At 70.3% G+C, this 23,121-nt stretch carries 10 protein-coding genes; all 10 read right to left on the bottom strand.

All coding sequences use genetic code 11. The features are described 5' to 3' along the window. Positions 1–9: 9 nt before the first annotated feature. The 10 genes from ACSHXN_RS42265 to ACSHXN_RS42220 all read right to left on the bottom strand — a co-directional run bounded on the left by ACSHXN_RS42265 (position 10) and on the right by ACSHXN_RS42220 (position 22,915). Positions 10–240 (bottom strand): acyl carrier protein, encoded by a 231-nt coding sequence (locus ACSHXN_RS42265; RefSeq protein ID WP_220295281.1) that lies wholly within the window; start codon positions 238–240, stop codon positions 10–12. A gap of 38 nt (positions 241–278) precedes the next feature. Further along, a complete protein-coding gene (gene dmpG, locus ACSHXN_RS42260) occupies positions 279–1,325 on the bottom strand; it encodes a 4-hydroxy-2-oxovalerate aldolase (protein WP_355138757.1) in 1,047 nt (348 codons plus the stop codon). Continuing rightward, on the bottom strand, positions 1,322–2,215 hold the full coding sequence (locus tag ACSHXN_RS42255) for an acetylating acetaldehyde dehydrogenase (protein WP_355138755.1): 894 nt from the start codon (positions 2,213–2,215) through the stop codon (positions 1,322–1,324). The genes dmpG and ACSHXN_RS42255 overlap by 4 nt, the downstream gene beginning before the upstream one ends. 4 nt (positions 2,216–2,219) lie before the next feature. Next, complete coding sequence (locus tag ACSHXN_RS42250; protein WP_355138753.1) at positions 2,220–3,050, bottom strand: 2-keto-4-pentenoate hydratase; 831 nt, start codon at positions 3,048–3,050, stop codon at positions 2,220–2,222. Positions 3,051–3,165: 115 nt separating this feature from the next. Further along, positions 3,166–4,152 carry a class I SAM-dependent methyltransferase gene (locus ACSHXN_RS42245; protein WP_355138751.1) on the bottom strand — a complete coding sequence of 329 codons (987 nt, stop codon included), beginning with the start codon at positions 4,150–4,152 and terminating at the stop codon, positions 3,166–3,168. 341 nt (positions 4,153–4,493) lie between these two features. Further along, positions 4,494–12,059, bottom strand: a complete 7,566-nt coding sequence (locus tag ACSHXN_RS42240) for an amino acid adenylation domain-containing protein (RefSeq protein WP_438306294.1) — start codon at positions 12,057–12,059, stop codon at positions 4,494–4,496. A 324-nt stretch (positions 12,060–12,383) separates the two neighbouring features. After that, positions 12,384–16,322 carry a non-ribosomal peptide synthetase gene (locus ACSHXN_RS42235; protein ID WP_355138749.1) on the bottom strand — a complete coding sequence of 1,313 codons (3,939 nt, stop codon included), beginning with the start codon at positions 16,320–16,322 and terminating at the stop codon, positions 12,384–12,386. A 155-nt stretch (positions 16,323–16,477) separates the two neighbouring features. Beyond that, positions 16,478–18,835 (bottom strand): ATP-binding protein, encoded by a 2,358-nt coding sequence (locus ACSHXN_RS42230; RefSeq protein ID WP_355138747.1) that lies wholly within the window; start codon positions 18,833–18,835, stop codon positions 16,478–16,480. A gap of 273 nt (positions 18,836–19,108) precedes the next feature. After that, positions 19,109–20,524 carry a cation:proton antiporter gene (locus tag ACSHXN_RS42225; protein WP_355138745.1) on the bottom strand — a complete coding sequence of 472 codons (1,416 nt, stop codon included), beginning with the start codon at positions 20,522–20,524 and terminating at the stop codon, positions 19,109–19,111. Between the two features lie 576 nt (positions 20,525–21,100). Continuing rightward, entirely contained in the window at positions 21,101–22,915 is a 1,815-nt protein-coding gene (locus tag ACSHXN_RS42220; RefSeq protein WP_355138743.1) for a hypothetical protein, read from the bottom strand. Between the last annotated feature and the right edge of the window lie 206 nt (positions 22,916–23,121).

Raw genomic sequence — 23,121 nt, 5'->3', positions numbered from 1 at the left:
ACGGACGGCTCAGGCCCGTTCCTTCCGTTCGGCCACGAGGTGCGCCATCTCGGCGAGGGTGGTGGTGTCCAGCAGTTCGTAGTCCTGGATCCGGATGCCGAGGCGGGCGTTCAGCACCTCCGCCAGTTCGAGGGCGGCGAGCGAGTCGAGCCCGACCTCCTCGCGGGTGGCGGTCGGCAGGATGTCCTCCTCCCGCACCTGGAGGTCGTCCACCAAGATGCCCTTGAGCACTTCGTACACGGTCTGCCTTTCTGGGGGTGGCGGCCGGGGGCGCGGACTCAGTCGAGGCGGCCTTGGCGCAGGGCGAGGGCGACGTCCACGATCAGGTCCTCCTGTCCGGCCACCGCCTGACGCCTGCCGAGTTCGAAGAAGACGTCACGGGGGTCGACGCCCTCACGCCGGGAGATGTCCAGGACGCGGGTCTTGAAGCCGGAGAAGACGCCGGCGAGTCCGCTGACGACGGCCACCGAGTCGATGGTGGGCGGCGCCGGCATCAGGTGGCGTTCGGCGATGTCCGCCGCGTCGAGCAGCCCGTACAGGTCGATGCCCGTGCGGTATCCCATGCGTTCCAGCACCGGTACGAGGACTTCCAGCTGCGTGTTGCCCGCTCCCGCGCCGAAGCCCCGGGCGCAGGCGTCGAGGGTGGCCGCGCCGGCGGCGACGGCCGCGACGGAGTTGGCGACCGCCATGCCGAGGTTGTTGTGGCCGTGGAAGGCCACCGGCACGTCGACGGCGGCGCGGATGGCGGTGATGCGTTCGGTCACGTCGTCGGGCAGGTAGTGGCCGGCCGAATCGAAGATGCCGACCGCGCTCGCCCCGTAGCTGACGAGCTGTGCGCACTCCTTGGCCAGCCGCTCGGGGGTGGCCATGTGGCTCATGAGGAGCACGCCCTGTGCCTCGACGCCGGCTTCGAGCAGGAAGCCGAGGTGGCGTTCGGCCAGGTCGCTCTCGGTGCAGTGGGTGCCGATACGAACGACGTCCACGCCGTGCGCGATGGCCTTGCGCAGGTCCGCGGTGGTGCCCCAGCCGGGCAGCATGAACACGCCCATGCGGCTCCGGGTGAGCGCCTCGCGTACGACGGCCAGCATCTCGTCGTCGCTGAGACGGGCCTGTCCCGCCTGGAGGGAGGAGGCGCCGAGGCCGTTTCCGTGTCCGACCTCCACTACCGGGACTCCGGCGGCGTCGGCGGCCTCCGCGTAGGCCCGCAGCTGCTCGGCGCCGAGTTGGTGGCGCACCGCGTGGTGGCCGTCGCGCAGGGAGGGGTCGTGGATGAGGACGTCGCCGCGGCCGTCCGCGGACTGTTCGGCCAATGTCGATGGGTTCATGCCGTCTTCTCCTCGGCGAGGGTGAACGCCTGGGCCGCGTGCCGCTCGGCGACCTGGATCGCGGCGGAGTTGATGATGTCGAGGTTGCCCGCGTAGGCGGGGAGGCGGTCGCCGCGGGAGGTGACCTCGACGGCCACGAAGGCCCTGCCGTCGGCCACCACGCAGGCCGTCACGGCGAAGCCCGCGGCGAAGGCCTGTACGTCCGCGGCTGCCTCGTCGACGGCGTCCCGCACCGAGCCGGCGTCCAGACCGTCCCCGATCAGGGTCATCGCGACGCGGAAGGTGGCCGGGGGGCGGGCCGGGCTGACGTTGAGGATCGCCTTGACGCCCTTGACGCCGGTGAAGGTCCGCACCGCCTCCTGGGTGGTGTCGACGTACTCGTCGAGGTTGAGCCGGGTGGACCGCCCGACGCTCAACCCGGCGGCGGTGGTCACGACCTCCACGTGGTCGACCCGGTGGAGCCGGGTGATCGCGTGCAGGATCGGTACGGCCGCCTGGCCGCCGCAGCTGACCATGTTCACGTCTCCGTACTCCGGCAGGTCCGTGCCGTTGACGCTGGGCACGATCATCCGGCCGACCCTGCTCGGCGTGAGGTCGACGAGGAGGATCCGGGACCGGCCGAGCAGTTCCGCGTGCTCGGCGTGGGCCATGGCGTTGGTCGCGTCGAAGACGATGTCGAAGGGGGTCTCGGCCTCCAGGACGGACCGGACGCCGTCCGCGGAGGTGGCGATGCCGAGGTCGGCGGCCAGCCGGAGGCCGGGGGTGCGCTGGTCTCGGCCCGCGACGAGCCCGCAGTCGAGCAGGTCCGAGCGCATGATCTTGGCGGCGAGGTCGACACCGATCAGTCCGGCGCCGAGTACCGCCACGGTCGGTCGTCCCTGTCGCTTCATCGCTTCATCGACCTTCCGGGGAGGGAGGTTGTCCCGCGTCGTCGCTGTCGTCGACGTGCAGGGTGACGGTGCCGAGCCGGTCGAACTCGGCGACGAACGTGTCGCCGCTCCGCATCGGCACGGCGGCGTGCAGGGCGCCGGTCATGATCAGGTGGCCCGCTTCCAGGGTCACGCCCCGCGCGCCGAGCGTGTTGGCGAGCCAGGCGACGACCGCCACCGGGTCGCCCAGCGCGGCGGCCCCGGCACCGGTGGCCACCAGTTCGCCGTTGCGGGTGAAGACCATCCCGGTGAGCCGGTGGTCCGGGTCCGGGCCGGCGGGCCGGGGTCCGGCGAGCACGACGGCGCCGTTCGACGCGAGGTCGGCGATGGTGTCCGCGAGCCGGATGCGCCAATCCTGGATGCGGGAGTCCACGATCTCCAGTCCGGCCATGACCTCGCGGACGGCCGCCCGGGCCTCCTCGACGGTGACGCCGGGGCCGCGCAGCGGCCGTCCGAGCCGGAAGACGATCTCCGCCTCCACCTTGGGCGCGATGAACGCCGAGACCGGAAGGCGTGCGCCGGAGGCGTGCACGGTCGACGCCAGCACCGGGCCGTAGTCGGGCGTACGGGTGTCGAACATCTCCTGCATCGGTATGGAGGTGAGCCCCGCCTTGTAGCCGACGATCCGGTCGCCGTCGGTGAGCAGGAGCGCGACCAGCTCGCGCTGGACGGCGTATCCGTCCTCGGCCGCGAGGGCGGGGTGGGTGTCGGTGAAGGGCGCGATGGGCACGCCCTTGGCCCGCGCCTCGTACAGGGCGCGCGCCCTCATGGTGCTCTCGTCGGTGGCCGTGTCCACACTCGCTCCTGTCCCGAGCCGTCGGGGAACCCGAACGCCGGTGCCTGTGCGCCGAGTTGAGATCTGTCCGATCGCACGGGGCGTCGCCCGCCGGCCGGGGTGGGTCGGTCGGGCCTCAGGCCTTGGCGACAAAGACGCGGCTGCCGGGCATGGGCAGCCGGGTGCACCGCACGTCGGAGAAGCCGGCCCGGCGGAACACCTCGGTCCATTCGTCCTCGGCGGGCAGCCGGACGTCCATCGAGCCGGCGTGGAGGTAGGTGAACAGCGCGCTGAAGGGGCGCTCCCCCTGTCCGGAGGCGTAGGGCACCGCGTCGGTGACGACGAGACAGCCGCCGTCGGCGAGAGAGGTGCGGCAGGCGCGCAGGACGCCGTCGAGGACGTCGGGGGTGCTCGACACGTCGTGCATGACGAATCCGGCGTGGACGACATCCGCTCCGCGCACGGGTGAGGCGTCGTCGACGAGGGACTCGACGGAGCGGTGGGCGATCTCCAGGCGGTCGCCCACGCCCGCCTCCTCCGCCGCGCGCCGGGCCTCGTCGCAGGCCGCCGCGCTGAGGTCGAGCGCGAGCGCGGTGCTGTCCGGCAGGGAGCCGAGCAGGTGGATGAGCAGGCCGCCGGCGCCCGCGCCGAGGTCCACGATGCGGCGGGGCTTGCGGCTGACGATCTCCTCGATGACACCGGGGTAGAAGCCCTGGGAGCCGATCCACCGGGAGGAGACGGCGACACGACGGCCGTCTCGCCGGTACTGCGCGCGGGCGGTGTCGGGATCGCGCAGGATCTCGGGCGCGTGGTCGATGTAGGGGCGGTTCGCGTCGAGCGACCAGGACAGATAGCCGGCCGCGTAGCGCTTGGCCGCCATGTCCGCACAGGGTGCGAACTGCCGCTCCTGCGCGCCCTCCTGGACCAGTCCGGCCGCGACGAGCGCCTTCAGGAACTCGGCGGCCGCCGGCTCGGCGAGCCGCGCCGCGGACATCACCTCGTCGAGGGTGAAGGGCTCGTCCCGGTCCAGCAGGGAGGACAGCCCGAGCCCCTCGGCGATCTCCAGGAAGGCCGCGTACGCGGCCAGGTCTGCGGCCGTGTCTCTGTGTTCGGTCCAGCTCATGTGACGCTCCCGACGGTGGAGATGAGGGGGTCATAGGGGGCACGTTCGGCCAGGACCCGTACGCGGTGGCCGGGCGCGGTGCCTCCCGGCCCGTCCCGCGGCTTCCTGCGTACCCGTGTCCTTCCGCTACTCATGTTCGATCGGGCAGGTCGCACGGGCATCGGCGTTCGCCGCCGTTACGTGTCGTCCAGCGGGAGCGGCGATGCGGTGGACCGCAAACCGGCCGGGGCCGTGTGGTGCGGCGGACCGTTTCAGCCGTGCCCGGGGCATGCAGAAGGTCCGCGCTCCGCTCGTGCCACGACGAGGGAACGCGGACCGTATCGATGCGAAGAGCGCAGGGATCAGGACACGTGCGGGACCCTCGGCCGCGGCCTCAGCGCCGGCCGGGCCGCCTTCACGGTGAAGAGCCGGTCGACGAGACGGGCGATGGTGGGAGCGTCGAACACGGCCCGCAGGTCGCATTCGGCGCCGAGTTCCGTGCGGATACGGCTCACCAGCCGGGTCGCGAGCAGAGAGTGCCCTCCCAGCTCGAAGAAGTCGTCGTCGACGCTGACCCTGGGCACACCCAGGATCTCGGCGAAGAGGGCGCAGAGGACCTTCTCGCGGTCGTTCCGCGGCTCGCGCCCACCCGAGACGGTCGCGAGCGCCGGGGCCGGCAGGGCGCCGCGGTCGAGCTTGCCGTTGCCGGTCAGCGGAAGCCGGTCCAGCGGGACGACGGCGGCGGGGAGCATGTAGTCGGGCAGGGTCTCGGCCAGCGCGCCGCGCACCGCGTCGGGCGCGGGCATCGGTGCCCCGTCCTCGGGCACGACGTAGGCCACCAGGTGGGTCCGGCCGGTCTCCTCGCGCACCATGACGGTGGCCTGGCCGACGTCGGGCAGGTCCAGCAGCGCCGCCGTCACCTCGGCGGGCTCGACCCTGAATCCGCGCACCTTGACCTGGTCGTCGGCGCGGCCCACGAACTCCAGGTTCCCGTCGTGGCGCCAGCGGCCCAGGTCCCCGGTCCGGTACATGCGTTCGCCCGCGGGACCCGCCACGAAGCGTTCCGCGGTCAGGTCGGGGCGGCCCAGATAGCCTCGGGCGAGGCCGGATCCGGCGACGTAGATCTCCCCCGGCACCCCGACGGGCACCGGCTGGAGCCGGCGGTCGAGCACGTGGACCTGTGTGCCGTCCATCGGCACTCCGACCGGCACGGTGCCGGTGACCGGGTCTCCTGGCCGCATCGGGTACCACGTGGAGATGACCGTGGTCTCCGTCGCGCCATAGGCGTTGCCGACCACGACGTCCGGTCCGGTGGCGAGGAGTCTGCGCACACCGGCCGGGGAGATCACGTCGCCGCCGGACCAGACGAGCCCCAGCCGGCCCATCGCGGTGGTCGCCTCCTCCGCCAGCACGTTGAACAGGGCCGCCGCGAACACCGCCGACGACACCCGGCCGGCGGCCGCGCCCATCGCGTCCGCGTCCAGCATGCCGGTCGGCGCCACCTCGACCCGCCCGCCGGACAGCAGCGGCAGCCACAGCTCGTACGTCGACGGATCGAACGCGTGCGGCGAGTGCATCAGCGTCGCCTCGCGGTCGCGGGGACGCCATTGCCGGTCGGCGGCGAAGGCGGCCACGTTGCGGTGGCTGACTCCCACTCCCTTGGGCGCTCCGGTGGAACCCGACGTGTACATCACGTACAGCAACTGGTCGGGGTGGACCGGGACGCCGGGGCGGTGCTCCGGCACCTCCGCCAGGGCCTGCGGGTCGTCGGCCGTCACCACGGGAACGTCGCTCCCGGTCACCAGCGGATGGTCCAGGTGCGCCCGGTCCGTCAGGAGCGCCGGTGCGCGCGTGTCGTTGAGGACCCACCGCATGCGGGCCACCGGGAACGCCGTGGGCAGGGGCACGTAGTAGCCCCCGGCCTTCAGGACCGCCAGGATCGACACCACCACGGCCGCCGACCGCTCCTGCAGCATCACGACGGGCCGCTCGGGGCCCACCCCCCGCTCTCTGAGCGCATGGGCGAGCCGGTTCGCGCGGGCGTCCAGTTCGGCGTAGGTGAGGCAGTCGTCCCCGTCCACCACCGCCGGCGCGTGCGGTGTGCGGTCCGCCTGCTCCTCGAAGAGCCGCGCCACAGACGCCGAAGGGAGGGTAGTGCGCGGCCCGTTCGCGAAGAGCCGCAGCTGTTCCCGCTCGGCGTCCGACAGCAGGTCGAGGCGTTCCACGGGCGCGTGCGGATCGTTCGCCGCGGCCGCCAGCAGACGCAGCAGGCGTGCCCCCAGGTCCGCCGCGGTGCTCCGGTCGTACAGGTCGGTCGCGAAGATGATGCGTCCGTCCAGGCCGTCCGGGCGCCCACCCGGACCGACCCGCTCGGTGAACTCGAAGTTCAGGTCGAACTGGGCCGGCGCGAACCCCATCGGGTGGCGGTCCGCCTGGAGACCCGGGAACTCGGGGTCGGCGCGGTCGGCGTTCTGCACGGTCAGCACCACCTGGCAGAGCGGATGCCTGGCCAGCGAGCGGGTCGGGGCGAGGTCCTCGACCAGCCGCTCGAACGGCGCGTCCTGGTGCTCGAACGCGGCGAGGCCGGTCTCCCTGACCCGTCCGAGCAGCTCCGCGAAGGTCGGATCGCCGGAGACATCGGTGCGCAGGACCAGCGTGTTGACGAAGAACCCGACGAGGTCGTCCAGGGACTCGTCGGTACGACCCGCGATCGGGCTGCCGATGGGGATGTCGTCGCCCCCGCCGAGCCTGGAGACGAGGACCGCCAGTCCGGCCTGCAGCAGCATGAACAGGGTCACTCCGTGCTCGGCCGCCACCTTCGTCAGCCGGGCGTACAGCTCGGGCGGGACCGACACGTCTGCCACCGCGCCCCGGTGGGTCGCCAGCGCCGGCCGCGGGCGGTCCGACGGCAGGGTCAGCTCGTCGGGGAGGACCGCCAACTGCTGGGTCCAGTAGGAGAGTTGCCGACTGAGCACACTGTCCGGATCGTCCGCCTCGCCCAGCAGGTCCCGTTGCCAGAACACGTAGTCCGCGTACCGCACGGGCAGGGGCGTCCACTCGGGCGCCCGGCCCGCGGACCGGTGCCCGTAGGCGAGCGACAGGTCGCGCCACAGCGGCTTCAGGGACCAGCCGTCGCAGGCGATGTGGTGCATCAGCAGGACGAGGACGTGGTCGGCGGGGCCCACCCTGAGCAGGGTCATCCGCAGGGGCAGGTCCACGGTCAGGTCGAAGACGTACGACGCGGCCCGCAGGACGGCCTCCTCCACCTCCTCCGGGGCGACGTCCACGACGTCCGGCCGCGGATCCGCCGTCTCCGCGTCGAGGACGTGCTGCCGTGGCAGCCCGTCGACGGTCCGGTACAGCGTGCGCAGGCTCTCGTGCCGGGCGACGACGTCGGCGAGCGCTGCCGACAGGGCCGCGATGTCCAGTTCACCCTTGAGCCGCAGTGCCACGGGCACGTTGTACGTCGTGTTCGGGCCCTCGAGCTCGCCCAGGAACCAGAGCCGCTGCTGGGCGTAGGACAGCGGCATGTCCTGCGGGTGGGACCGCGCCGTCACCTCCGGACGTGCGACGCCCGCCCGCGCGAGCCAGGCGGCGATGTCGGCGGCGGTCTGCCTGTCGAACACGGTCCGTATGGGCACTTCCACGCCCAGGGCGGTGCGGATCCGGCTGACCAGACGCGTGGCCAGCAACGAGTGGCCTCCCAGGTCGAAGAACCCGTCGTCCACGCCGACCTCGGGCACCCCCAGGATGTCCGCGAACATGGCGCACAGGATCTCCTCGTGCGGGGTCCGCGCCGTCCGTCCCCGGCCCGTGGACGCGTCGAACCGGGGTGCGGGGAGCGCCGCCCGGTCGAGCTTGCCGTTCCTGGTGAGCGGCAGTCGGTCCAGCGCCACGAACGCGACGGGCACCATGTACGCCGGCAGTCGCTCGCCGGCGAAGTCCCGCAGTGCCGACGGCAGGGTGCTCGCGGCCGAGGCCTTGCGCGGATCGGACGTCCATGCCGACAGCGGGGTGGTGGCACTGTCCGTGCGGGTGGGCAGGTGGGCGCCGACGGGCGCCGCGGTGGCCGTCCGGTCCGCGCGTACGAAGGTGACGTCGACGGCGTCGGGAGTGCCGGACCAGGCGACACCCACCCAGTAGCCCAGCCTGCTGCCGAGGTCGTGGAACGCTTCGAGGTCGTCGGGCGTGCCGGTGCCGTCCCGCGTGTCGTCGTCGAGGGTGTGACCGCTCCGGACCGCCTCGGCGAGCGCCACCTCCCGCAGCACACGGGTGTTGGGGACCGCGGTGACCCGCAGTGCGGGCGGTGCCGCAGCGGTGAGCCGGTCCTCAAGGGCGGGGAGGGTGCCGAGCTCCGACCAGTCCACCCGCGGCACGTCGGCGATCGGGAGGAGGTTGCCTCCCCGTTTGTGCAACGCCACGTCGTACCGATATCTGGTCAGCTCGTTGTGGTGGGCGCCCCGCTTGACACGCAGATCCACACCGGCGAGATCCGTCTCCCGCTGGGCGAGTGCGTGGAAGAAGTCGGGATCGACGAGCAGTTCCTTCTCCGTCATCAGGGCGTGCTCGACCTGACGCCTCAGTGCGGGCACGTCGCTCGTGTCCTGTGCCCTACCGACGTGGACGGCGGTGGTCAGCGCGCGCAGCAGGCGCGGGTTGCGGACGTCGCCCACGAACACCGCTCCTCCCGGAGCCAGCGTTCCCACCGCCCAGCGCAGGACCTGGTGGAGGTAGTCGGCACTGGGGAAGTACTGCACGACGGAGTTGAGGATCACCGCGTCGAAGTAGCCCTCCGGGATTCCCCCGGTCTCGTGCGCTGCCAGGGTCCGCAGTTCGACCTTGGACGCGAGCGCCGGATCCTCTGCCACCCAGTGCCGTACCTCCTCGACCACGGACTCGGAGATGTCCGTACCCCAGTAGGCCTCGCAGTGCGGAGCGATGCGCGAGAGGAGGAGTCCTGTGCCGACGCCTATCTCCAGGACGCGGCGGGGGCGGAGTTCGAGGACGCGCGCCACGGTGGCGTCACGCCATTCGCGCATCTCGGGGAGGGGGATGGGGCGTCCGTCATAAGTGCTGTTCCAGCCCGTGAAGTTGTCGCCGACGGGCGCTGGGGCGGCGTCGCTGTACACCGAGTCGTACAGGCGCTGCCAGTCGTGCACATGGTCCTGTTCGGCCTGCTCGTCCAGGTGGCCCGGGGCTGATTCCGGGACGACGTAGGCGACCAGCCGTTTGTCGCCGGGGCGGTCCTCGCGGGCCACGACGACGGCCCGTGCCACGCCCGGGTGGCCTTGGAGGACGGCTTCGATCTCCCCGGGTTCGATGCGGAACCCGCGGATCTTCACCTGCTGGTCGGCCCGGCCCAGGTACTCCAGCAGTCCGTCCGCGGTCCACCGGACGACATCGCCCGTCCGGTACAGGCGCCCGCCCCCGGATCCGTACGGATCGGCGACGAACCGCTGCGCCGTCAGCGCCGGCCGCCCCAGGTAGCCCCGCGCCAACTGACCACCGGACACGTAGAGTTCACCGACGACTCCCGGCGGCACCGGCCGCAGCGCCCCGTCGAGCACGTAGGTGCGCAGCCCCGGCAGACCGCGCCCGATCAGGCTCGCGCCGCCGGCGCCGCGCCCACCGAACCCAGTCCCGTCCAGCACACGGCGGCTGCCGTGGACGGTGAACTCCGTGGGTCCGTACATGTTCACCATCGCCGGGCCGGTCCCGCGGTACCGGGCGTGCCACGGCTCCAGCCGGCTCTCGTCCAGTGCCTCCCCGCCGAACACGATCCAGCGCAGCGCCAGCCGTGCCCCCAGCTCCGGGTCCTCGGCCTCCGCCTGCATCAGCTGGTAGAACGCCGAGGGCGTCTGGCTGAGCACGGTGACCTCTTCGCGTGCCAGCAGCGCGAGGAACTCCCGGGGCGACCGTGACACCTCCAGCGGCACCACCACCAGCCGTGCGCCGGACAGCAGGGCTCCCCAGAACTCCCAGACGGAGAAGTCGAACGCGAAGGAGTGGAACCACGTCCACGCATCCCCGGGTCGGGGCTGCAACCAATCGGACACGGCCGCGAACAAACGGCCCACGTTCGCCTGCGGGACGACGACACCCTTCGGCTTGCCGGTCGACCCTGACGTGTAGATCACGTAGGCCGCATGCTCGGCCCGCAGCGGCGACAACCGCTCCGCGTCGGTGACGGCTCGGCCGTCCAGGCCCGCCGTCGCGTCCCGTGCTCCCGCTTCCGCTTCCACCGGCAGGATCCACTCTGGCCCGGAGCCGTCAGCGCCGTCCGGGTCGGACCGTGCGAAGCGGTCCCTCGCCTCCCCGTCCGCCAAGACCACAACCGGCCGAGCGTCCGCCAGGATGTCCCGGACGCGTTCGTCGGGATACCCGGGGTCCACCGCGACATAGGCTCCGCCCGCCTTCAGCACCGCCAGCAGGGCGACCACGAGGTCGACGGACCGCTCCATCATCACCGCGACGAGCGACTCGGGCCGGACGCCGGAACGGATCAGCAACCGCGCCAGCCGATTCGCGCGGGCGTCCAGTTCCGCGTACGAGACCGTGACGTCTCCGCAGACCACCGCCACGGCGTCCGGCGTGCGCGCCACCTGTGCCGCGAAGAGGTCGGGCAGCGTCGCGTCGCCCTCCTGTTCGCCGCTGCCGCTCCACTCCCCCAGCACGAGGTCCCTTTCGGCCGCCGTCAGGACGTCCACGAGACCGAGTGACCGGTCGGGATCGTCGACGGCGGCGTCCAGCAGGAGAATCCACCGTTCGACCAGCGCCCGCACGCTGTCCGGGTCGAACAGGTCGGTGGCGAACTCGACGCTGCCGGTGACGCCGGCGTGCCCGTCCGCTCCCTGCCCCTCGTCGACGAGGTCGAAGTGCAGGTCGAACCGCGTCACGGTGCTCGGGGCGTCCGCCACGTCCATCCGCAGGCCGGCGGCCACATGGCGGCGGTCCGCCGCGGGCTCCAGGGACATCATGATCTGGAACAGCGGACGGTGCGCGAGGGATCCGGCGGGGCCGACCAGGTCCGCGAGGTACTCGAACGGCACGTCCTGGTGCGCACGGGCGGCCAGCGTCGTGTCCCGTACACGCTGCACGAGTCCGGACAGCGACGGGTCGCCGGAGGTGTCGGTCCGCACCACCAGCACGTTGCCGCGCCCTCCGGCCGAGAGGTCCGATGCGTGGACGGATACCGGCGCCGGTTGACCCATCACTATGTCGTCGCCCGCCCCCACACGGGACAGCAGGGCCGCAAGCCCGGCATGCAGCACCATGAGCAGGCTCGCGTCGGAGGCCTCCGCCAACTCCGCCAGCCGGGCGTGCGAACGCGCGCCGATACGCACGGGTATCCTGTCGGCGCGGTACGAAGGCTCAGTCGGGCGTGGCCGGTCGGCCGGAAGGCTCAGCTGCTCGGGCACTCCGTTCAACTGGGTTTTCCAGTAAGCGAGATGATCCGCCGTCCCGTGTTCGCCCTCGGGTTCCCCCTGGGACTGCCGGGGCACCGTCTCGTCGATCGCGGACCAGTCGGGGGACGAGCCGGCGGTGCGCGCCTCGTACGCGTGGGCGAGGTCCCGCCACAGCAGCCTCAGGGAGCGTTCGTCGGCCAGTGTGCGATGGGCCACGAGAACGAGCATGTGCTGCTCCGGACCCGCGGCGAACAGGTGCGCGCGCACGGGCGGGCCGACGGCGAGGTCGACGGGTTCGGCCAGGGCGTCCCGTATCGCCGAGTCGAGATCTCCAAGCGTTTCGTTCGTCCGAAGAACGGGCGGATCCGCCCAGCCCTTCTCGAGTCGTTCGACGGCATCGGCGAAGGCCTGATCGAGCGCTGCCACATCCAAGGGGCCTGCGCAGCGAAGGGCCAATGACACGTTCTGAGCGCGACGTGCTCCGTCGTGGCCCGCCCGTACGTCGTGCTGGGAATCAGACATGAGTACCTCTCCAGATCCTTGCTCGGGGCCCGGCGGCAGTGTCACGAGGCTCGACGTCGCAGGGGCTGCGCGGACGGTCCGACCGCGCCGGCGGCGGGTGGAGCAGGCCTGCCGGCCGAGCCGCGACGGGCGCCCTGCGGCCTCTGGGGCAGCACCACAGGGAAGCGCAACTCTGGGTTCGGTGCCCTGCTTCCTCTGGTTCCTCCGGTTCCTCCGGGACAGAATCCGTCCCGAGGTCCGTGGACGACATCGGTGATCGCCACAGTTACGCTCTACGCCGCCGGACTCTCGCGGTACCCGGCCCGGTGCACCAGGTCGGGGACCTCAAGGCCCCGGCTCCCGCAGCCTGCGGGCGAGCATGTCGCCGATCACTGCCGCGTGCCGCGTGCTCATCATGTCCCCGTGCTCGCAGTCGACTTCGAGGCACTCCAACTCACCTGTCAGGTAGGGCCGCCAAGCCTGCGCCGCTTCTGACTCATGGCTCAGTCGTGCGGTGAAGAACACGGCATCCCCACGGTAGACCTTCGGGGTGTGTGAACCCGCCAGTGCCACGTGGTGGGCCAGCGTCCTCGCGAGGTCGCGGACGGACTCCTCTTCGAGACCCGCCAGCGGTCCGTCACCGAAGTCGGCGACGGGCGTCGAACCGCTCGTCACCGACGTCTCGTTGCGCACAGATGGCTTCGAGTACCCCAGGGAGACGAGGAGCTGGGCCACCTCGTCCCCGGGGGCGCTCTCCTCGCGCGTGTCTCCGAGGGGCGGGTAACCGTCCAACAGAGCCAGCAGCGTGACCTCTTGACCCAGGTTCTGAAGGTGCACCGCCATGGAGTGGGCGACGACCGCCCCGAACGACCAGCCGAGGAGTCGGTAGGGGCCGGTGGGCAGCACGGCGCGGACCAGGTCGACGTATGCGGCGGCCATCTCCTCGACGCTCTTCGCCGCACTGTCCCCGGTGCCGAAGACGGGGGCCTGGAGCGCGTAGACGGGCTGCTGGGCCCTCAGCGGATCCAGGAGCGCGGTGTACACCCGCCCGATGCCCGCACCCGGATGCACGCAGAAGAGGGGGGTGTGTCCGCCCTCGGATCGGAGAGGTATCAGCAGGGCCGTTCGCGAGGACTCCGCAGCGGTCAGGTGATGCGTCAGGGCAGCGACGTTCGCGTTCTGGAAGAGAACTCGGACCGACAGCTCGATGCCCAGTGCGGACCGGATACGGCTGACCAGTCTTGTGGCCAGCAAGGAGTGACCGCCGAGGTGGAAGAAGTCGTCGTCGATGCTGACCTTCTCCAGCGCCAGCGCCAGCGTCTCGGCGAAGAGGCGGCACATGGCCTCCTCCGTGGGCGTGCGCGGGGCGCGACCGCCCTTCGCGAAGGAGGGTTCGGGGTCGGGCAGCGATGTACGGTCGACCTTCCCGTTGGCGGTGAGCGGCATTCTGTCCAACGGGATCACCACGGACGGGACCATGTACTCCGGCAGGTGGCGAGCGGCGTACGCGCGCAGTTCGTCGGCGTCCGGCCGCGGGGCGCCGGTCACGTAGGCGACGAGGTGTCTGTCGCCGGAGGCTGCGGTGTGCACGACGACCACGGCATGGCTCACCGCGGGGTGCTCGGCCAGGACGGTTTCGATCTCACCCGGTTCCACGCGGAATCCGCGGAGCTTCACCTGGTCGTCCGCCCGGCCGGCGAACTCCAGGACGCCGTCGGGCTTGCGGCGGGCCCGGTCGCCGGTCCGGTACATGCGGGCGCCGGGTCCGCCGAACGGGCAGGCGACGAAACGGTCGGCCGTTGATGCCGGGCGGCCCAGGTAGCCACGGGCCAGGCCGGGCCCGGCGATGTACAACTCGCCGGTCACGCCTGCCGGGAGAGGCTGGAGGTGCTCGTCCAGAACCAGGACCGTGGCGTTGTCCAGCGGTCGTCCGAGGGGGACGACGGCTGGGACCTCGTCCGCGTCCGTCATGACGTGCCAGGTCTTCATTGCCGTCGTCTCGGTGGGGCCGTAGACGGCGACGACGTCCGTCCGTGGGCAGGCTCGCAGCAGGCGGCGCGTGGCGGCCGGGGGGACGACGTCACCGCCGGTCCACACCTCGCGCACGCCCCGGAGGCTCTTCGGGTCCTCGGACACGAGGAGTTGGAACAGCCCGGAGGGAGCCTGGACGACCGTGGGCCGCAGGGCGGCGACCGTGGAGACGAAGGTCGCGACGTCGAGGGGGCCCGGCGGGTGGACGACGATCGCGCCGCCCGTCACCAGGGGACCCCAGAATTCCGTCGTCGAGGCGTCGAACGCACTCGGCGAGTGAAGGAGCACTCTCTCGTGGCTGCCCTTCCAGAACCTTCCGTTGCCGAGCAGGTCCACGACATTGCGATGGGTGATGCCGACGCCCTTGGGCGTGCCGCTGGAACCCGAGGTGTACATCACGTGGACGAGCTGATCGGGGTGGACGGCGACCGCCGGATTCCGGACGCTCCCGCCGAATGCGGCCGATTCATCCGCGATGTCATCGGTGTCGACGGCTTCGCACCGGCCGGTCCCGGTGACGGGGTGGCCCCGGTGAGCCGGGTCGACGAGGAGCAGTGACGCCTGCGCGTCCCCGATGACGGTCTCCAGGCGGGAGAGCGGCGAGCGGCCGTCCAACGGCACGAGTGTGGCGCCCGACTTGGCGACGGCCAGCGTCGCGACGACCTGCCGGATGCCCCGGTCCATCAGGACCGCCACCGAGTCCTCGGAGGCGATCCCTCTGCCGATCAGCCGGTGGGCCAGCCGGTTCGCCCGGGTGTTGAGCTCCGCATAGGTGAGGGTCTCCTCGCCGGTGGTCACGGCGACGGCGTCAGGCCTCGCTTCCACCTGGTCTTCGAAGAGTCGGTGCACCCCCTGCTCGGTCAGCGAGTCCGACGCCGGACCCTTGCCGTCCACCAGCAGGTGCTCCCGCTCGTCGGGCTCGAGGAAGTCGATCGCGCCGAGGGACAGGTCGGGCCGGGCCGCGACGGCCGAGATGACACGGCCGAGCCGGCGTGCGAGCGTGCCCACGGTCTCCTCTTCGAAGAGGTCCGCCGCGAACTCGATCAGTCCGCTGATGCCCTGCACGTCACCGTCGGCGGACCGCCTCTCGGTGAAGCCGAACAAGAGGTCGAACTTGGCGACGTTCAGGTCGACGTCCTCCAGACGGCAGGCGAGATCTCCGATGCGGATCGGTTCCGACGCCCGGGTGTTGAGGGTGACCACGGTTTGCACCAGGGGATGACGTGCTGCCAGGCGGGTGGGATTCAGGTGCTCGACGATGCTTTCGAAAGGTGCTTCCTGATGCGCGTACGCCTCAAGGCCGACCGCCCGCACCCGCTTGAGCAGTTCCACGAACGACGGATCGCCCGACGTGTCCGCGCGCAGCACCAGTGTGTTGACGAAGAATCCCACGAGGTCGTCGAGTGCCTCCTCGCCCCGGCCCGCCACCGGCGTTCCCAGCGGAATGTCGTACCCCGCGCCCAGTCGCGTGTACAGCACCGCCACGGCGGCCTGGACGACCATGAACAGGCTCACCCGGCACTCGGCGGCCAACCGGACCAGTTGCGCGTGCACTTCGCAGTCCACGTCGAAGTGCACGGAGCCACCGCGACGCGAGGGCAACGCGGGCCGTGGGCGGTCGTACGGCAGGGCCAGTTCCTCCGGCAGTCCCTCCAGGACGCCGCGCCAATGGCTCAACTGCCGTCCCAACAAGCCGGTCGGGTCCTCGGCGGATCCCAGCACCGTCCGCTGCCAGACCGCGTAGTCGGCGTACTGAACCGGCAGCGGTGCCCAGTCGGGCGCTGCCTGCCTCGTGCGTGCCGCGTAGGCGGTCGACAGATCTCCGAACAGGGGGCCCAACGACCATCCGTCGGCCGTGATGTGATGCAGCAACAGCACCAGGACGCAGACTCCGCCCGGTGCGCGGAGCAGCCAGGTCCGTATCGGGATGTCCGACGCCAGGTCGAAGCCGTGGGCGGCGGTCTCCCGGACGGCCGCTCTCAGCTCCGCCTCGTCGCCGCACTCCCGCACCTCGAGGGCGAGCGAGACCTCGTCGATGTCCAGCACCCGCTGGACGGGACCCCCGTGCGACTCGGGAAGGACCGTTCGCAGGCTCTCGTGCCGGCCCACCACATCGCGCAGTGCGGCTTCCAGAGCGGCCACGTCCGGCGCGCTCTCGAAGCGAAGCGGCAACGGCATGTTGTAGAGCGCGCCGACGCCTTCGAACTGCTCGATGAACCACAGGCGTTGCTGAGCGAACGACAACGGGATCATTCTCTACCTCCGGCTCAAGACCATCGACCGCGACCGGCTCCGACGAACGCGGGAACCGCAGGCGCGGCGGCCGGGGAGGCAGCGGCCTCCCCGAGGAGAGACCGCTGGGCCCCCGAGGCCGCCCTGGGCACTCCGTCTCCGCGCCGCTCGCGGCACTACTCGGTGTTCATCCCGCGCTCCGCGGCCCACGCGGCGATGTGAGCACGAGACCGAAGCCCGTGGCTGGTACGGATGTTGCGGATGTGCGTCTCCACGGTCCGTACCGACACATGCAGCCGCGCCGCGATCTGACGGTTGGTCAGGCCATCCATCACGAGGGCGACCACTTCTCGCTCCCTCGCGCTCAGCAGGAGGTCGGCGGCGGACGGAGCGGTCGTACCCTGCCTGCGCGGGTCCACGGTGATCTCCACGATCGGGTTCCGCCTGGACTCCTTGCCCGCGCGGAGAGCGGCCGCCGCACGGCCGGCCGGCAGCGCCTGGAGGGCGTCCGCGTAGGCCGCCTGCACCCGGGTGCGCCACCACGCTCCGCCCCACAGGCGGTCCTGCCCGATCTCCGTGACCGCGCCGATCAGCCGGAGCCCCACCTCGTGATGGGAGGTGCGTGCAGCCACCAGGGCGAGCCCTTCCAGCGCGCCCGCGAATTCCCGGGACTGGTCGGCGCTCTCCTCCATGACCTCGGTGAAGAACCCCTCAGCGACGGACAGGTCTCCCTTCTCCAGCGCGAGCATGCCGGCGGTGATCAGGGCGGGGCGCAGCGCCCGCGGCGACCTGGCGGCACGCAGGACGGGCAATGCCTCACCTATCCCCCGCTCGGCGTCACCGAGCGCGCCCTCCCTGAGATCCGCACGGGCCAGTCCGCTCCGGCACTGCGCCACGACAACGATGTCTTCGGGGCGGCGGGCGAGGTCGAGGGCTTCCTGGAGATCCTCTGACGCGCTGTCGACCTCGTCGACGAGTTCGCAGAAGGTTCCGCGCAGGAGCAACAGTCTGCACAGCAAGGGGTCGTTGGCCAGGCTCCGTTCCCGTTCGATCGCCTGGGTGACGTGGTGGAGAGCCGTGACGAAGTCACCTTGCCCCGCTGCCCCCATGGCGGCGCCCTCCAGGGCGACGCTGCGATAGCGGGAGGACTCGGACGTACGGCCCATGACCTCCGTAATCAGGTCCATGACATCAAACGATAAATATGGACCGTCCTGCTCGGACAGCACCGCCGTGGCCAGCGCGCCGGCCAGCAGGGCGTGGCGATCGTCGTCGTGGTGCAGTCGCCCCAGCAGGTGGGCGATGTTCTCGCCTTCCGTCGCGATGCGGCGCAGTGCAGCCGGCGGCACGTAGGTCTTCTCATGGAGCGGAGCACATAACCCCGTGAGCCAGGAGAGCAGTTGGCCGTACGTCTCCGCCTCCTCCCCCTCGGCCGCGAGCTGTTCGTGCCCGTGCCGGCGTACGGGCTCCAGCATCCGGAACCGGGCGGCGCCCCCCTGTCCGGCGCAGGGCATGATGAGCGACTTCGCCTCCAGGGCGATGAGGAGTTCCGCCGTCTCGGCCACGCCGTCCCGGCTCGGGCAGAAGACCGCCGCCGCGGCACCGGCCCCGAATCCTCCGGGCAGTACCGACAGACGCCGGTACAACAGCCGCTCCTCCTGGCTCAGCAGGTCATAGCTCCACTGGAGCGAGGCGCGCAGACTCTGGTGACGGCTGTCCGCCAGCCGCCACCCGCTGGTGAGCAACCCCAGGACGTCGTCGAGCCGTTCGACGACCTCGGCGAGCGGAAACACCCGGACCAGCCTGGCCGCCATCTCGATCGCCAGCGGCAGGCCTTCGAGCCGTCGGCATATCTCACCTATGAACGGCGCGTTGTCCTGGGTGAGTTGGAAGTCCGAGGCGATGGTGCGTGCCCGGTCCAGGAAGAGCAGGACGGCATGCGAGCGCAGGCATTCGGTGAGGGGGGTGCCCCTGTCCGGCCGGGGCATCGTCAGTCCGCCCAGTGAGAAAACCGTTTCGCCCGGCAGCCGCAGGGGCTCACGGCTGGTCACCAGGATCCGCAGATGAGGTCGGCCCGGGAGCAGTCTGCTGAGCTGGTCGCCGCAGTCGTCGAGCAGGTGCTCGCATCCATCCAGGACCAACAGCCGCTCGGCGTCGTACAGTTGGGCACCCGCTCTGCCGCCGGAGACGCCCGCCCCGCCCACCGCCTCGGCCAGGCGCCGGCGCAGTTCCGCCACGTCCGTCACCTGTTCGAGTGTGACCATGGCCGACGCACACCGTCTGGCGCGTTGCGCCCGGCTCGCGAGTTCCAGTGCCATGCGGGTCTTCCCGACTCCGCCCGGCCCCGTGAGCGTCAGCACGCGTGCGTTCTGCAGCAGGCGCCCGGCTTCGATCATCTCGTCGGTGCGGCCCACGAAGCTGCTCAGGTGCATCAGCGGCGAGCCGATCGGCACCGCGTCGTGAGTGACCCGCTGTCGGCGCCGGTAGGAGCGCTGACGGCAGGCATTCGAGCAGTAGCGGGAACGAGGAGTCACTCCATCGGACGAAGGCGCACACCGAATGGGCATTTCACACATCTCGCATACGACTTCAGTATGTGACGACACCATGTATCTGCCTTTCGCACTTCTCCGCGCTTGGACGGCCTCGCACGATCCGGACGCGGTGTGCCCGTACCGGGACTTCGCCCTGCTCACCGCAGCCTTCAGCGTCAATCCGTCCATCATTGGCACCCCGTATGACCAGCGGCAGAACAAACTCCCTGGACCACGGTGCCGCCAGGACGCGATCCAGTCGCCGTCACCGGATCAGCCGGTCGGATCGTGGACCGGCGCGGCGCCGAGCCGGCGCACTCCCGGGCCGGTCATCAGGGTGGTGACCAGAGTGACGATCGTGAGGATGCCGAACATCTGATCGTTGACGAGTCCGGAGTCATGTCCGATGCCCAGGACGACCAGTTCCGTCAGCCCGCGCGCGTTCATCAGGAGACCGAGCGTCGCCGAGTCCCGGCGGTCCATCCCGGACAGCAGGCCGGCCAGGGTGACACCGAGCACCTTCGTGACCACCGCGACGGCCAGCAGCGTAAGCAGGGTGCCGAGCGTTCCCCAGGAGAAGGGCAGGTCGCCGAGGTCCACGGTGAGACCGAACCCGACGAAGAAACAGGGAAGCAGAAGGCGGGACATGACACCGAGGGGGCGATTCACGTTCGACTCCGACGGCAGGTCCGGCGGCCAGGCGAGGCCGAACAGGAAGGCGCCGATCAACTGGTGGATGCCGAGGAGCGCGGTGATGCCCGAGGAGGCCGCGATGCCGACGACCGCGATGGTGAGGACCAGCGGGGTTCCGGGCCGCACGTGCCGGCGCAACACCTTGGCCAGCAACAGCCGTACGGGCCACAGAATGACGACCGCCACCCCGGTGCTGAGCAGCAGGGACCGCCAGAGGCTGACCATGCCGTGTCCCTGCGCCAGCAGCAGGATGACGGTCAGCAGCACCCAGCACAGGGCGTCTCCGAAGGCCGCGGCGAAGAGGCTGAGCCGTCCGACGCGCCCGCCCTCCATGCGCAGGTCCGTGAGGATGCGGGCCAGCACGGGGAAAGCGGTGATGCTGAGGGCGCAGCCGAGGAACAAAGGGAAGGTCAGGCTGTCGCCCGCGGTGCCCGCGAAGCGGGCGGCCAGCGGGAGCCCGACGGCCAGGCCGGCCACGAACGGCACCAGGAGCGAGGTGAGGGCGATGAGCACTCCCTCACGGCCCGCCTGGTCCCGGTTGCTGCGTACCGCTTCCTGTCCGGTGCTGAACATGAAGAAGATCAGGCCGAGTTGGGCCAGGGCGTTGATGCCGCCGAGGACATTCGGCGGGAAAAGCCACTCGACGGTGCCGGGCACCAGGCGCTCCAGGAGCGTCGGGCCGAGAGCGACTCCCATGACGATCTCGCCGATCACCTGTGGCTGGCCCAGCACCACGGCGAGCCGTCCCGCCAGGCGTGCCGCTCCCACGACCACCGCGATGGCGAGCAGGAGTGCGGCCGCACCGTGGTTGTCCAACGTCAGGGTGCTGTCGGTGGCGGCATGTCGCCCGCCGAGGCCCTGGACGAGGAGAAGGACGCCGACCAGCAGGGGCACGGCGACCAGCAGTCCATAGCCGATCGTTCGGCGCCCAACTAGCCACCGTTCGGAGCCGGTTGACGTCGACAGCGCCGTGTCCGTCTCATGTGCGCGTTGCACCACATCCACCTCTGATTCAGGGTCGGCCATCCGGCATACCGCTCTGCGGCACCGGAATGTGGGGGAGGTCGATCCGGACACTGCCTTGTGGCTTCGCCACGGGCGGGGCTCAGGCCGGCAGCAGGGCCGAGAGTGAGACCGGGAGGGATGCGCCCCGGGACCTTGGGCCCGTTGGCAGGTCGATGGTTGTTCAGGTGGGCAGCAGCCGCGTGAACGGCCGAACGGAGCGCTCTGCGGGCTGCCGCTGCGCCTGCACCTGACAAGCCCTGCAGTTCCGGCCCCAGCCGATCGCGTACATCGGGGCTGCTCCTCTCGCTGAACCTGCTCCGCTCGCGTAGTGGCGTTTTCAACATATGGACGTTCCCACGCGATCACCAGCCCATTCCTTGATCAGTCTCTGTTCAATGAGTGCTCATCACCAGTGGGCAGTTGAGGTCGCGGTCCGGGTGTGCACACCCGCACGTCAGGACAGGACCAGGCACCTCCAGCCGAGTCGGCAGAGCGTGTGTCCGCGCGCTGCCGCCTCATCGCCGTGGCGGCGGGGTACCCAGGGACGCGCGGTGTCGGCGGGCCCCTTCATCTCGCCGCGCCGCCCGATGAGAGCCGGTCGTGCCACAGCCAGTCCGACACTTCCTCGATTCCTTTGGTCAGGTGTCTTCTGTAGGTACTGAAAGGCAATCCGAGCCGCGCGGCGGAGGCTTCCTGGTTCGGCGTGTCGACGAAATACGTGGCATACAGGGCGTCGAAATGCTTGCGGTTTCTCGGGTTCCTGGAAAGTGTCGTCACCGCGTCACTCAAGATCCTCTTCAGCTCGGCCCCGCTCGCGGCGACCTGTGCGGTGCACAGCTGATTTCTCTCCAGACTGTCCTCACGTTCCAGGTTCTTCAGCGCGTCTCGGACCGCCGCACGGAAGTCGGCGCGTGACATCCCGGCGCTCCGCCGTCCCCCTTGGTCGCCTCGCGACGATTTACCACTCAATTTTCCGAAGATGCTGCGATCGGCCCAGTCTCCGAGAGGTTCTTCGATCCAGTCATGCCCATGGATCGCCAGCGGTGCGCCGTCCAGATTCGGGAACTCCTCGATCAACGGATGCCCGATCGACGCTATCCGCCGCGACCAGACCCGCGGGTTCCGAATGGCTATGAACGACCAGATCATCCGCTCGGAGCGGATCCACTCGACGATCGTGCGGATCTGCATCGTGTCCACCACTCCGGACGGATCGACACGGGATCCGAGATCGATCTGGAAACGGGAAACGAGGATCTGGCCGTCGTCTCGCGTTCCGCCACGCCTGTCGACATAGTCATATATCGCCGCGACGACGGGATCATTCGCCACGGCGTCCGGATCGGATTCTTCCAGGTGCAGCAACCCGTAAAAGGCGACCAGTTCGCCACTGTCGACCGCTCGGTGGACGTGGAAGTCCGACGGCTGCCGATCGAGCCAGTAGGCAACCGCAGCGGCCGATTCCGGCCCCTCACGTTGCGCCACAAGTCCGACTATTCTGTCATAGTCCTCGGGTTCGTAATCGGTCTCCAGGAACCGGCTCGCATCCTGACAGACAGGAGAACTTGCCCCGGTTCTCGTCTCACGGCACGAATGGACGAGGTTTCTGGCCGCATCCATGGCGCCCGGCTCGTCCGCTGCTCTGACCTTCATCAACAGATAGCTGTGGATCTTCTGGTGCAACAAGGTGGATCTGTCGGGGTCCCGCCACCTCAGGTCCTCGGACACGACCTCCCGGATGAGGCTGTGCACACGAATACCCTTTTCACGCGCCTCCACATAGGGAAGTCGGCGCAGCCAGGAGAACACCTCGTCGACTTCACCGTCGACCATATAATTCAGCAGTTCTTCGTTGGCACATTCAGCAAGGGCGCATACTTCGAGCGCCTGCCGATGGAGGCGCGAAGGAAGATCTCCCACAACCTTGTCGAGCACGGCACCGTTGAAGGCGGCGTCCGGCTTCACGGGACCGCTGCCGACTTTCCTCCGCCGGGTCATCTCCGCTGCGAGCACCAGGGCGAGCGGGTGACCGGAGGCGAGATCGAGCAGCCCGCCGATCTCGGCGTCATGAAAGCCGTTCTCCTTGATCAGGGTACGGGCTTCGCCGTCGGTCATCTCCTTGAGTTCGATGACCTTGAGCGTGCCGCTGAGTTCCGGATCCGTCCGCCAGTTCACGTCCGGTGGCACGCGGCTCGCGACAACCACCAAGGCGTTGCCGAGTCTCGCCGGCCGGAGCACGAAGCGCAGCCAGCTCTCCCATTGCTGCGCGCGATCGAAACTGTCTATGAGAAGGATGGCGTCCTCGACGGCCAGCGCCTCCAGGACCTCCGCCTGAAAATCGGAGAAAGCGAACATCTCTATCGCAAGGTCGATCTCCGTCACCTTTCCCCGTTGAACCATGGCATCACCTGCCAGCTTCCGGAGAAGAGTGGACTTCCCTATGCCGCCCATCCCGTGCAGATAGACAACGGCTAAGTCGTCACTGTCCCGGTTCGCACACTTCAGGAGAAAGTCCTGTTCCGCTATCCTCCCCACAAAAACGCCGTTGCGGGCATCTGCATGGTGAATCACCTGTTACCTCCGAGGGT

It is taken from the genome of Streptomyces sp. HUAS TT11 (assembly GCF_051553595.1).
Lineage (GTDB): Bacteria > Actinomycetota > Actinomycetes > Streptomycetales > Streptomycetaceae > Streptomyces.
This window is presented reverse-complemented; position numbering and strand designations above follow the sequence as displayed.

What these genes read in the sequence shown, in the direction of transcription:
- ACSHXN_RS42245 (WP_355138751.1), bottom strand. Translation starts at nt 4,152, where the DNA reads ATGAGCTGGACCGAACACAGAGACACGGCCGCAGACCTGGCCGCGTAC.
- ACSHXN_RS42255 (WP_355138755.1), bottom strand. Translation starts at nt 2,215, where the DNA reads ATGAAGCGACAGGGACGACCGACCGTGGCGGTACTCGGCGCCGGACTG.
- ACSHXN_RS42235 (WP_355138749.1), bottom strand. Translation starts at nt 16,322, where the DNA reads ATGATCCCGTTGTCGTTCGCTCAGCAACGCCTGTGGTTCATCGAGCAG.
- dmpG (WP_355138757.1), bottom strand. Translation starts at nt 1,325, where the DNA reads ATGAACCCATCGACATTGGCCGAACAGTCCGCGGACGGCCGCGGCGAC.
- ACSHXN_RS42240 (WP_438306294.1), bottom strand. Translation starts at nt 12,059, where the DNA reads ATGTCTGATTCCCAGCACGACGTACGGGCGGGCCACGACGGAGCACGT.